The organism is Draconibacterium mangrovi (assembly GCF_010586825.1).
GTDB lineage: Bacteria > Bacteroidota > Bacteroidia > Bacteroidales > Prolixibacteraceae > Draconibacterium > Draconibacterium mangrovi.
In genome coordinates this window covers 227985-241273 of sequence record NZ_JAAAGB010000008.1, presented here as the reverse complement: position 1 = coordinate 241273, position 13289 = coordinate 227985, and the positions used below count along the sequence as shown (strand labels likewise).

General features: G+C 41.6%; 6 protein-coding genes. All 6 read left to right on the top strand.

The window, feature by feature from the left end:
* Positions 1–189: 189 nt before the first annotated feature.
* The 6 genes from G4420_RS18530 (at position 190) to G4420_RS18505 (ending at position 13287) form a co-directional block, all read left to right on the top strand.
* Complete coding sequence (locus tag G4420_RS18530; protein ID WP_204273742.1) at positions 190–3513, top strand: TonB-dependent receptor; 3324 nt, start codon at positions 190–192, stop codon at positions 3511–3513.
* 12 nt (positions 3514–3525) lie between these two features.
* Positions 3526–5214: a RagB/SusD family nutrient uptake outer membrane protein gene (locus tag G4420_RS18525; protein WP_163325432.1), complete on the top strand. Its 1689-nt coding sequence runs from the start codon at positions 3526–3528 to the stop codon at positions 5212–5214.
* Between the two features lie 193 nt (positions 5215–5407).
* On the top strand, positions 5408–7453 hold the full coding sequence (locus tag G4420_RS18520) for an alpha-galactosidase (protein WP_163325431.1): 2046 nt from the start codon (positions 5408–5410) through the stop codon (positions 7451–7453).
* Positions 7454–7745: 292 nt separating this feature from the next.
* Positions 7746–10211, top strand: coding sequence for a hypothetical protein (locus G4420_RS18515; RefSeq protein WP_163325430.1), 2466 nt, complete (start codon positions 7746–7748; stop codon positions 10209–10211).
* A gap of 92 nt (positions 10212–10303) precedes the next feature.
* Positions 10304–12157: an FAD-dependent oxidoreductase gene (locus G4420_RS18510; RefSeq protein ID WP_163325429.1), complete on the top strand. Its 1854-nt coding sequence runs from the start codon at positions 10304–10306 to the stop codon at positions 12155–12157.
* Positions 12158–12264: 107 nt separating this feature from the next.
* Positions 12265–13287, top strand: a complete 1023-nt coding sequence (locus tag G4420_RS18505; protein WP_163325428.1) for a hypothetical protein — start codon at positions 12265–12267, stop codon at positions 13285–13287.
* The last annotated feature ends 2 nt before the right edge of the window (positions 13288–13289 follow it).

Genomic DNA, 13289 nt, shown 5'->3' with positions numbered 1-13289 from the left:
TGCCAATGAAATGATACCTAAAAAACGAAATGGAAAATGCTCCAACATTTTCCATCTCAGATCTGAATTTTTACGATAACAATAAGATTAAACTTGTCAAATTCAAACCATCACAAAATTATGGAAAAAAATCGAGAAATGGTTGGATCGGACTTCTTGTGTCCCGGTCTGACAAAATTGATTAGAATTATGAAACTAACTAGCTTTTTGATATTTTTCGCTATAGCCCAGGTTTTTGCGATTGATTCCTATTCGCAGGTAACCCGTTTGTCGCTCGAGATGAAAGACGCTACAGTGAAAGATGTTCTTTTCGAAATTGAAGAAAGTAGCGAATTCTACTTTCTCTATTCTAACAAACTTATAGACGTAGAACGAAAAATTGATGTGAACATCAATAATAAAAAAATTGAAGAGGTACTAGATGAATTATTTCAGGGAGAAGGAGTAAAATACTTTATCAATAATCGTCAGATTGTATTGAGTCCTGAAGATTTGCAATTGAGAGAGAATGACGATTTCTTTCAGCAATCCCGAAAAGTAACAGGTACCGTAATATCTGAAACAGGAGAAACGCTTCCAGGAGTAACAGTGGTTGTTCAAGGTACAACAATTGGTACCGTTACCGATATGGATGGTCATTTCTCTCTAAATGTTGAAAACAGTTCCCAGGTTCTTGTATTCAGCTTTGTGGGAATGGCAACCCAGGAAGTTGAAGTTGGAGACCAAACTGAATTTTCTGTTGTTATGCAATCGGAGGCAATCGGAATTGAAGAGGTTGTAGCCATTGGTTATGGTACCGTAAAAAAGAGTGACTTAACCGGTGCTGTTGGGTCAGTTAAAGGTTCGGTAGTTTCCGAGCGTCAGTCAACTCAGGTTTCGCAAGCTTTACAGGGAGCCATGGCCGGCGTTATGGTAACCCGTGATAACAGTGCACCGGGTTCCGGTTCAACAATTCGAATCAGGGGTATTACTACAATTGGCGAAAGCAGCCCGCTGGTTATTGTTGATGGTGTGCCGGTTGGAAGCATTAACGATATTAATCCAAATGACATCGAAAATATTTCTGTACTGAAAGATGCTGCCTCGGCTTCTATCTATGGATCGAGAGCTGCAGCAGGTGTTATTTTGGTGACAACAAAACGTGCCAAATCAGGCGAACTGTGGTTGGATTACAATTTTGAATACGGAATTGAAAAACCAACAGAGCTGACAGAATACGCCGATGCAGTTCGCTACATGCAATTGGTAAACGAATTACGTTGGAATGATAATGGAAATATTGAAGGAGGAGAATATCCTACCTACACGCAGGATGTTGTAGAAAATTATGCTGCTTTAAATGCGGAAAATCCGGATATGTATCCCGATACCGATTGGACCGGCATGATTCTAAAAGACAACGCTCCTCGCCAAAGCCATTCGATAGGTATTACTGCCGGATCAAAGGTTGTTCGAACCAAAGCCATCCTGTCGTATGATAAAACCGATGGATTGTACGAGGGACGTAGCTACGAAAGACTTACCGCACGTTTTAATAACGATGTTAAAATAAATGAGTTTTTGTCGGCCTCTATCGATTTCTATGCAAAACGGTCTATCTCGAACAATCCAAGCAGAGACCCGATGTATGATATGAGAGTTTCTGCACCTGTTTATGCCGCAGTTTGGTCGAATGGTTTGATTGCCGAAGGAAAATCGGGAGCCAATATTTATGGGCAGGTAAAAGAGGGCGGAAGTAGACAATACTGGTATAATCAGGTTGGAGGTAAAGTTGCTTTGGATTTTACACCGCTTGAAGGATTAAAACTATCAGCTGTTATTTCACCTCGTTTCAACTACGATAAAGGAAAGCAGTTTCTGAAAAAAGTACAGTATACTGATTATGAAGATCCGAATACTTACGTTGGAACTTTGCAATGGGCATCATCAACAAGCCTAAGTGAAACACGTAACGATAATTACCAGGTAACGAAGCAATTTCTTGCAAATTATGTGAAGTCGATCAATGCTCATAATTTTAATTTAATGGCAGGTTACGAGGATTATTCTGCATTCTACGAGGAACTTGGGGCATCAAGCGATCAGTTGGAACTGATGTCATACCCATACCTTGATTTGGGCAACGAGAATTACCTGAGTAACGGAGGAAATGCATATGAGAATGCTTACCGTTCTTATTTTGGCCGTGTAATGTACAACTATAACAACCGATATTTCTTGCAGGGAAATATACGTTACGATGGATCTTCGCGTTTTGCAAAAGATTACCGTTGGGGATCATTCCCTTCATTCTCTGCCGGGTGGGTAATTTCTGAAGAGTCGTTCATGCAAAATATTTCGGCACTGTCGTTCTTAAAACTTCGTGCATCATGGGGTACATTGGGTAACGAACGTATTGGTAATTACCCATATCAATCGACTATTGGTTTTTCAAGTGCACTTTTTTACCAGGGAAACAATGTCGTGTCTTCGCAAACAGCCGCACAATGGGCCTATGCAATTGAGGATATTTCCTGGGAAACAACTGAGTCGCTCGACTTTGGTTTCGATGCTGTTTTCTTCGATAACCGATTCCATGTTACAGCTGATTATTATCAGAAGAAAACAAAAGATATGTTGCTCGATCTGGAGATTCCGGACTACATCGGCTTTGATAATCCACAGCAGAACACTGGTAAAATGAATACAAAAGGCTGGGAGTTGGAACTGAGCTGGAACGACAGAATTGGTGATTTTAGCTACTCGGTATCGGCTAACTTGTCTGATTTTACATCTGAAATGGGCGACCTTGGGGGTATTCAATTCCTGGGCGATCAGGTGAAATTTAAAGGTAGTGAGTTTAACGAATGGTATGGTTATGTATCCGAAGGTTTGTTTCAAACGCAGGAAGAGGTGGACAATTCGGCTGTGTTAAATTCAAATGTTTCTCCCGGAGATATAAAATATAAAGATATCAGTGGTCCGGATGGAGTGCCCGATGGTATTATCTCTTCTGATTACGACCGTCAGTTACTGGGAGGATCACTACCGCGTTATATGTATGGAGCTAATATCCGACTTGGGTATAAAAACTTCGATTTCTCGATGGTCCTTCAGGGCGTAGGTAAACAGAACGTACGCATGAGTACAGCAATGGTTCAACCGTTGCGCGACAACTGGGGGAATATACAGGAAGTTCTGGATGGAAATTACTGGAGCGTTTATAATACGGAACAACAAAATTTAAGCGTAAAGTATCCGCGTTTAACCTACAATAACACAAGTAATAACTACGCTATGTCGGATTACTGGTTGTTTAACGGACGGTATTTACGTTTGAAAAATATGACCCTGGGGTACAATATTCCGAGTGCTGTTAGCCAGAAAATAAATATCAACAACATCCGTGTTTACGGAAGTGTTTCCGATATTTTGTCGTTCAATAAGTATCCAAAAGGATGGGACCCTGAGGTTTCTGCTTACGGTTATCCAATTACTGCCTCTTTTATTTTTGGTGTTTCTGTTAAATTTTAAACGCAAGCAATTATGAAAATTAAAATATTATATACACTATTAATACTTCTGGTATTTACAGCTTGTGCAGACCTGGATTTAAGTCCGTTGTCTGAAGGTTCAAGCGAGAACTGGTATTCTGATGAAACTGAAATTGAGATGTCTATTAACGATCTTTACAGAGGCGTATTTTGGCCGAGGGACGATGATCAGTGGACAGACGATTGGACCTACCGTGGAACAACCAATTCAATAACCGGCGGAACAATGTCGGGCGAAGACGGTACCGTTTCCGATTGGTGGTCGCGTACCTATAAAGTAATAACACGTGCCAATACGCTTATTAAAAATCTGGATGAAATTACAGACGAGATCTCCGAAGATAAATTGAATAGGTATAAAGCTGACGCCCGCTTTAACAGGGCAGCTCAATATGCCCGTCTAATCTCTCACTGGGGCGATGTTATATATTCAACATCTATTATCGGTTTGGATGAGTCATTTACCATGTCAAGAACAGATAAAGAGATCATTCTTGAAGGTATTTACGAGGACTATGATTTTGCAGCCACATATTTACCTGAAAGTTATGGAAGTTCGGAGAACCAAAGAGCTACTAAAGGTGCTGCATTGGCTTTGAAAGCCCGGATTGCGCTTTACATGGGAGACTACGAAGTTGCTCGCGACGCCGCCAAAGCATGTATGGATCTGGATATCTATGAATTGTATTCAGATTTTGGAAAATTGTTTGCATCAACAACCAAAAACTCGGTAGAAACCATCTTTGTTGTTCCACGTTCGGTAGAATTAGACGAAGCTTTTACCGATTGTAAGAATTACATTTCAAGGAACTCAGGAGGATGGGCAGCAAAAGATCCGTCGTGGGAATTGTTCTGTTCGTTTCTGTGTACCGATGGTTTGCCAATCGATGAATCGCCACTTTTTAATCCACAAAATCCATTTGAGAATCGTGATCCGCGATGTGCTGAAACCATTGTTGAGTTTCAAACCAATCACCTGGGATTTATGTATCAGCCACATCCTGATTCGCTAACGGTTTATAGTTTCAATTCAGGTACATATGTTAAAAATAACGATACCAGAGCGAATGCCCAATATGCATCATATAACGGTTTGATTTGGAAAAAACGTGTTGATGAAGACTGGTCGGACGATTATAAAACCGATGGCGATATCATTATCATGCGCTACGCCGATGTATTGTTGATGTATGCCGAAGCAAAAATTGAATTGAATGACATCGACGAGTCGGTTCTGGATGCCATTAACCAGGTGCGCGCACGTGCCTACGGAGTAAATGTCGAAGATGTTGTATCCTACCCGGCAGTAACAACAACTGGTCAGGCCGAACTACGCAAAACACTTCGTATCGAACGTCGCATGGAGTTTGCATTCGAAGGACGCCGTTATATGGATATCATACGCTGGGGGTTAGCCGAAAAGGTATTGAATATTCCTAATTACGGTATGCTTGATGTAGATGAGTTAAGAGAAAAAGTTGTAAATCAGGGCTTGTGGTTTTTCCCGGAAACTCCGGAAATCGATGAAGATGGAATTGCTGATTTTGCTTCGATGTATAATGCCGGATTAATTAAGCTTTTGGGATTAAGAACATTTGATGCCAGTAAACAATATTTATGGCCAATACCTTCGAAAGAGATTTTAATTAACGAAAATCTTGTACAAAATGAAGGCTATTAAGAATAGTTTAGTTTAGTTAATTTTATAAGTCTGCCTTTTTGGGCAGGCTTTTTTTCGTAATAATCGTTTAGTTTTTGCTGTGACCTTGTTTTAATTAACTTAGTGTCATTCCTAAAAGGGATTTTGCAACTATTACAGGTATGCGATTTCTCTTGATCAAAGGAGAAATTAGAACCAACTTTAACCATTTACAATGAAAATTTCAGATGTAAACCGTAAAACAATTTTTTGTATAGTGCTAGGTTGTATGTTTTCTATTATTTGTATTTGTAACGGAAACGCACAAACCCGGGCATACCTGAAAAACGACACTTTAACACTATCAAATTCGCTGATTAAACGACAGTTTCTTTGGAATAACGGCGAGTTGTTAGCAACTGATTTAATCGATAACCAAAGTGGCAAAAGTCTTCTTGTTTCTTCAACTCTGCCGGCTTTTCAGGTTAATGAAATGTTTTCGCTAAAGGAATCATCATTTAAAACAGAACAGGTTTCAGCCAGCAATTTGAATTACGCCCATTCAGAGGTGGAGGTTTTACTCGACTATGGAACTTTTAAGTTGAAACGGATATTCCGCATTTACGACAATGTGCCGGCCATTTCGTGCGAAAACTACCTTTTTATTGCTGAAAATTCAACTCTTGAAAAAACGCAGGACTTTTTGCAAGTACCAGTTAGTCTGGAGAATATTAATTCAAAATATAAGTATCCACATTTAAAAGCAGTGGAGTTTTTCGACAGAACCGACCATAACAATAATTTGGTGAAAGAGCAGCAATTTGTGGCTTTCAGAAATGACCTGGAACTTAAAGGGAATTTGTTACAGGTATCTTCTGCAGAATCCGGTGCGCCCGGAATTTTTATTCTGAAGGAAGCCCCATGTTCGTTTGTTCAGTTGAGTTATCCCGGTTATGATTTTAAGTCGGTACGAAATTCAATAAATGTTGCCGGCGCCGGTATTTCAACCCAAGAGTTGATAAAAGGCGAATGGGTAAAACTTTACGGAACAGTGATTGGCGTTTATAATGGTTCGGAACATGGTTTTACGCATGCGTTGCATTTGTATCTAAAATCAATTCGCCGAACATTTGCCGTTCGCGATGAGATGATCATGATGAATACCTGGGGCGACCGAAACAAGGATGCAAGCATTAGCGAAGCGTTTTTAAAAGCCGAGCTGGATGCCTGTGAAAAACTGGGCATTTCACATTTTCAGATCGACGATGGATGGCAGCAGGGACTCTCACAAAACTCTGCCCAGTCTGCAGGAAACAAATGGGATTTGTGGTCGGAAGACGATTGGAAACCACATGCCGAACGATTGCCAAACGGGTTTAAACCCTTTGTGGAATATGCCCGCAAAAAAGACATTCAGCTGGGGCTTTGGTTCCACCCAAGTGATCACAACAGTTACGAAAACTGGGAAGCAGATGCCGAGATCATACTCAATCTGTATAGAACAAATAACATCAGATACTTTAAAATCGATGGTATTATGCTGCCCGACAAGCTGGCAGATCATCGCTTGCAAATGCTTTTTGATAAGGTATCTGTCGAATCTGACGGGAATATTGTTATTAACCTCGATGCCACTGCCGGTAACCGAACAGGGTATTACTATATGAATTCGTATGGCAATATTTTCCTCGAAAACCGCTATACCGATTGGGGAAATTATTACCCGCACTGGACCTTGCGCAATCTCTGGCAATTATCAGCTTATGTACCCACCAAAAACTTTCAGATTGAGTTTTTGAATAAATGGCGCAACAAAGCTGTTTATGGCAGAGATGATCCATTGGCTCCGTATTTCATCCCTTTCGAGTACCAGTTTGCAATTACCATGATGGCGCAGCCCCTGGCCTGGTTTGAAGGGACCGGTTTGCCGGAAGAAGCGATGAAAATTGGAGATGTGATAAAAAAATACCGAAGCATTCAGGCCGATATTCATTCGGGCGATATTTATCCCATTGGAGACGAACCCAGTGGTTATAGCTGGTCAGGTTTTCAGTCAGTTAAAGATGAAAAAAGTGGTTATATACTTGTGTTTCGTGAAAAAAACGAGGAAACTTCCCGGTTGATGAAAACACTGTTGCCGGCGAAGAAAAATATTGTTTTAACGCCGGTTTTGGGTAAGGGAAAACAAATAGCAACCATCTCGAGTTCGAAACATGAAATTGAGTTTGAGTTGCCAGATGAGTTTTCGTACGGTTTGTATGAATATAAAGTTGAAGATTAGAAAAGAATACTTCTGTTTGTTTGTATACAGAAAAAACTGGCATTACATGGTTTATGCTTTTTTATCAGTAAGAATCTAATAGGAGAACAAGAGATTGAAATTATGCAAAAGAACTGATCTCGATGCGCAGGTACAGGGATTTAATGGGGATTGGCGATTTGGGAAACATCAGACCTTTGAGATACTGCAGCTCTGACTTGTGGGAGTTCACTTGTTGCTTTCCGCATTTTGGAATGGTACAAACTTATTGATTTGGTATTATACGTGTAAAACCAATAATACGAATTAAAACATGCTAAAATTAATTTCATTCATTGCCGTTTTGGCTTTGATAGTTTCCTGTCAGACCAAAAAAGAAACAGTCCAAAAACCTGTTCAGGTAAGTGGTATTTACCCCGAACTGGCTTATTATAATAACGAAGGAGAATGTGGAACAGGAGCTGTAGTCCCATGGGCCGGTCGCTTGTGGGTGATGACTTATGGCCCCCATCTTCCGTTTGGTTCCTCAGATAAACTGTATGAGATTACACCCGGGTTCGAACAGGTAGTTAGAGAGGAAAGTATTGGCGGAACTCCCGCCAACCGCATGATACATCACGAAAGTAACCAGCTGTTTATTGGCCCTTACGCCATTGATGCCGAGCGGAATGTCCGGGTTATTCCATACAAAGAGATGCCCGGTCGACATACCGGAAATGCCCGCCACCTGACTGATCCGGCCAATAAAATTTACTACGGCACCATGGAGGAAGGTTTTTATGAGGTGGATGTAAATACATTGAACGTAAAAACTTTATATGAAGACGGAAATGTGAACCGGAAACCCGGAGAAATGGCACAAGAGGCTGAATTGTTGCCTGGTGCGCACGGTAAAGGTTTGTATTCAGGACAAGGCGTTTTGGTGTATTCCAATAACGGGGAGGCAACACAGGAAGCTAACCGCCGCTTTGATGTAGAATCAGGAATTCTGGCAGAATGGGACGGAAAAGACTGGAAAGTGGTGCGCCGTAACCAGTTTGTAGAACTTACCGGTCCCGGAGGAACTTTCGGAAATCCAAATCCGGCAACCGATCCGGTTTGGGCAACCGGATGGGACCATAAATCTATTTTGCTGGGAGTTCGTGATGCACAAACCGGTTGGGATTTTTACCGCCTGCCTAAAGCAAGTCATAGTTACGATGGTGCTCATGGCTGGAATACCGAATGGCCCAGAATCAGAGATGTTGGAACTGAAGGCAATCCCGATTACCTGATGACAATGCACGGAATGTTCTGGCATTTTCCGGGCGATTTTACTGCAAAAAATTCTGCCGGCATTCGTCCGCGAAGCGCCTATCTAAAAGTAATTGGCGACTTTACCCGTTGGAATGATCAGCTGGTTTTTGGCTGCGATGACTCGGCACAAAAGGAATTCCTTAACAAACGAAAACAAAAGGGCAATATTGAGGGCCCGGGGCAATCGAATTCAAATCTGTGGTTTACCTCTCCTGACAAACCCGACCTCCTGGGGCCGGCAACAGTATCCGGAGCAGTGTGGCTTAACGATGAGGTAAATGCCGGAGAATATTCAGAACCATTCTTGTTCTCGGGATGGGGTAAGCGTTGTGCCTGGATTAAGAACAGCGGAAAAAATATTGCAGAATTCAGCTTTGAAGTGGATAACAACGGAACAGGGAATTTTAGCAATTTTAAAACCATTGAAGTGGCACCCGGAACTTCTGAATTTGTTGAATTTGCTGATGATGAAACAGGAGAATGGATCCGTGTTTCATCAAATATCAAAACCATTGCTACGGTTAATTTTAATTATACGTCTGTTGATGAAAGGAAATCGGCACCGGCCGGCATTTTTGCAGGGCTCTCAACGATCAATAAAAATGAAAGTACCGGCGGATTACTATATGGTTTGGGTGATAACAGAAGAGCCTTAGGAATTTCTGCTGTTGATATAAAAAACGGTATCGTTTCTGAAAAGGGATACTATGAACTGGATAAGAATTTGAAGCTGCTTCATAAAGAGGATGCAAAAACCAATAGTTTTATAAAAGAGAAATTTGCAATTCCCGAGAATGTGGTTGAGTTTGAGAATTCATCAGTATTGGTAATTGATGATTCCGGTCGGCGGTGGAGATTGCCTCTGGGAAATGATGTATATCAGAAACTTACGAATGCCGCTCAATTACGCATTTGCCGGGAAGTTGCAACCGAACGCGACCTGTTGAATTGTGCCGGAACATTCTATGAATTGCCTGCCGAAAACGCAGATGGTTTTGCTAAAATCAGACCTGTGGCATCTCATAATTTCAGAATTCATGATTATGCATCTTATCGGGGCTTATTGGTAATGACTGGCCTTGATGCTAATGTGAAGGAAGGTGAGCATGTTGTAGTTTCGCAAGATGGAAATGCTGCCGTATGGGTTGGCGCCATTGATGATTTGTGGAAAATGGGAAAACCAACCGGACACGGCGGCCCATGGAAAAATACGGTTGTTAAAGCCAATACTCCTTCGGATCCGTATTTGATTGGATTCTATGATAAGCGTACTCTGGAGATTTCGCACGACAAAGATTATTCAGTGGATTTTAATATCGAAGTGGAACCCATTGGCCATGGCCCGTGGATGCTGTACAAAAAAGTGACTGTTGAATCGGGTAAAACATATAAATACGAGTTCCCTGAAAGTTTTCAGGCACGCTGGATTCGCTTTTCAACTGACGAAGATTGTGAGGCAACAACCTGGCTGGAATATAAATAACCTGAAGCATACTTCGGCCTGGAGTACAGAATCATAAAAAGGAGATAGAAAAATAATTAAGTTATTAGATAATTATTAAACTCAATAATACCATGAAATACACATTTTTATTAGCGTTTGTGTTTTGTACATTTTTGCTTTCAGCGCAGAAAAACTCAGTGTTAGTTGAAGCCGAAAGCTTTAGCGAAAAAGGTGGCTGGGTAGTCGATCAGCAGTTTATGGATTTGATGGGATCATCTTATCTGATGGCGCATGGAATGGGCGTTCCTGTAGCCGATGCAAAGGCAACGGTCAGCGTTCCTTCTGTTGGTGAATACAAGGTTTTTGTGCGCACCTTCAACTGGACATCGCCGTGGTATAAAGGCGAAGGTCCCGGACAATTCAGGATCATTATCAATGGTAATCCCGTTGGTGATGTTTTGGGAAATTCCGGTTCAGTGTGGATCTGGCAAAGTGCAGGTAAAGTAAATATTCCCAATAATAAAGTAACGCTAAGCTTGCACGACCTCACCGGTTTTAACGGGCGTGTAGATGCAATATATCTTACAAAAGGTGAGGAAATACCTCCTTCAGACCTGGCGGAACTCACCAGTTTCAGAAAGAAACTGCTTGATATGCCTGAAAAACCAAAAGATGCCGGCGAATTTGACCTGGTGGTAATTGGTGGAGGAATGGCCGGTATAGGCGCTGCAATATCCGGTGCCCGATTGGGAATTAAAGTGGCACTTATTCAGGATCGTCCTGTTTTGGGGGGTAATAACAGTTCTGAGGTTCGGGTACATTTGGGCGGAAGAGCAATGGTAGAACCAAATCCGGCACTGGGAAAAATTGTAAATGAAATTGGGCCAACCAAAGGCGGAAATGCACAGCCTGCTGCCTATTACGAAGATGATAAAAAAATGAGTATGGTGTTGGCTGAAGAAAATATTACCTTATTTGCCAGTTGCCGGGCTTTTGCTGTAAAAATGGAAGGTTCGCGAATTACGCAGGTAATTGCTAAAAATATTGAGACTTCAGAGGAGTTGGCTTTTTCCGCTCCCTTGTTTGCTGATTGTACCGGCGATGGTACTATTGGTTATTTGGCCGGAGCCGACTTTGCAATGGGCCGCGAAGGCAGAAATGAATATGGCGAGCCAAGTGCACCTGAAGTTGCTGATGATTTGACCATGGGAGCTTCGGTTCAATGGTATTCGGTTGAAGGTGAAAATGCCAGTGTATTTCCCGAATTTGAATATGGTGTGGATTTTAATGAAGAGAATTCACAGCAGGTGACCATGGGCGAATGGACCTGGGAAACCGGAATGAATTACGACCAGATTTCTGAATTCGAACGAATCCGCGATTATGGATTATTGGTGGTATATTCCAATTGGTCGTTTCTGAAAAATCATAGTTCGGAGAAAGCGAAATACCAAAACCGAAAATTAGACTGGGTAGCTTATGTCGCTGGAAAACGTGAGTCGAGAAGACTAATGGGAGACCTGATATTAAGGGAGCAGGATCTTACTGACTATGTAGTTTATCCTGATGGTTCAGCACCAACTTCGTGGACGATAGACCTGCATTATCCCGATCCTGAAAACACAAAATATTTTCCGGGAAGCGAGTTTAAATCGATAGCCGTGCACAAGAAAGTTCATTTGTATCCAATTCCTTACCGCTGCTTTTACTCGCGAAATGTGGATAACCTGTTTATGGCAGGGCGAAATATTAGTGTAACGCACGTGGCGCTGGGAACAGTTCGCGTGATGCGCACAACCGGAATGATGGGGGAAGTGGTTGGTATGGCTGCTTCAATTGCCGCGGAACACAATACCAACCCGCGCGGTGTTTACGAATACTATTTGGGCGAACTAAAAAGTTTGATCGACACTGGTGTTGGTAAGTACGACATGGGAAATGTGCAAAAATATAACATGGGTAGTACATTGGGACCGAGAAAGTAAAAATCATAAAGTCAATTAGTTTGTTTGGGCGAACATTAATTAGGAAGAACCTCTGGATTCTGGTTGTGATCCTTTCCGGAGGATTGTTCTGTCTTTCCCATTATAAGGTGGGAAGTACACAGGAAAATTTTCTGGACTGGGAAGGAACACGCGTATTGCATCCCTTTAACGATACTTCCGATGCATCTTCTGATCAGCAAATTATTGAGCTGCAGGGCGACAATGGAATGCCACTGTGGTTTGCACGGCATTTTTTTAAAGACGTTTGTATTTCAGGGAAGTGCAAAATGATCCGTCTTTGGCTTTTTTGGGATGGCGCCGGTAATTATCTCGGCTTTCAGGTGCCTGATAACGAGCCGCTGACAAAATCGGATCATACCATTTTTGAGCCACAAGACTATCAAAAACTGGATAAAATTTTAAAAGACCGTTCCTCTATTCTGAAAAACCTGAAACAGGAGGATTTGGTAATTATTCCTGATTCGATAAAAAATCCATATGAGTTGGATGGCTACACGGCAGCTACTCAGCCAGCTTTGGCAGAGGTAGTAGTAAAAGATGCTGTTTACTCGTGTCATACGATTTGGCACACGGTATACGGCCCTACTCAACAGGAAATATTTCGCTTACTGGATGAACGTATTGATGCTGTTTTTCTAACACAAATGCTTGACTCGAATAAACCCGAAAAAATTATATGGGCGATTGAAACGGTGAAACAGCATCCGGAATATCACGAGACGTTTTATCCACGCATCTTAAGCTTTATAAAATCGGAAGATGAAATAATGGCCGAAAAAGCATTGGATTATTTTCGGAAAAAGGTGCTGAAAGATGAGCAGATCCAAAAACAGCTGGTTGATGAAATGCCTTTCTTTTCGACCAGTGCAAATGTGGAACTTATTTGGCGGCTAATAGAAAATGGCGGCGTTTCAGAAGAGATCTTCCGGCAGCTTCTGCTCTTTGTAAACGAGGGCAAACTACAGGTTACTTCGCTCAATCTGGTTTATCAGCTTTATCAACCGGAATTCCTTGAAAATAAAGAAACAGAGACACTGTTGAATAACTTTTTAAATGGTGACGATGCCTATGTGCGTACATTAACGCAAAAGGTTTTGAAAACAAAATAAGC

What these genes read in the sequence shown, in the direction of transcription:
- G4420_RS18510 (WP_163325429.1), top strand. Translation starts at nt 10,304, where the DNA reads ATGAAATACACATTTTTATTAGCGTTTGTGTTTTGTACATTTTTGCTT.
- G4420_RS18530 (WP_204273742.1), top strand. Translation starts at nt 190, where the DNA reads ATGAAACTAACTAGCTTTTTGATATTTTTCGCTATAGCCCAGGTTTTT.
- G4420_RS18515 (WP_163325430.1), top strand. Translation starts at nt 7,746, where the DNA reads ATGCTAAAATTAATTTCATTCATTGCCGTTTTGGCTTTGATAGTTTCC.
- G4420_RS18525 (WP_163325432.1), top strand. Translation starts at nt 3,526, where the DNA reads ATGAAAATTAAAATATTATATACACTATTAATACTTCTGGTATTTACA.
- G4420_RS18520 (WP_163325431.1), top strand. Translation starts at nt 5,408, where the DNA reads ATGAAAATTTCAGATGTAAACCGTAAAACAATTTTTTGTATAGTGCTA.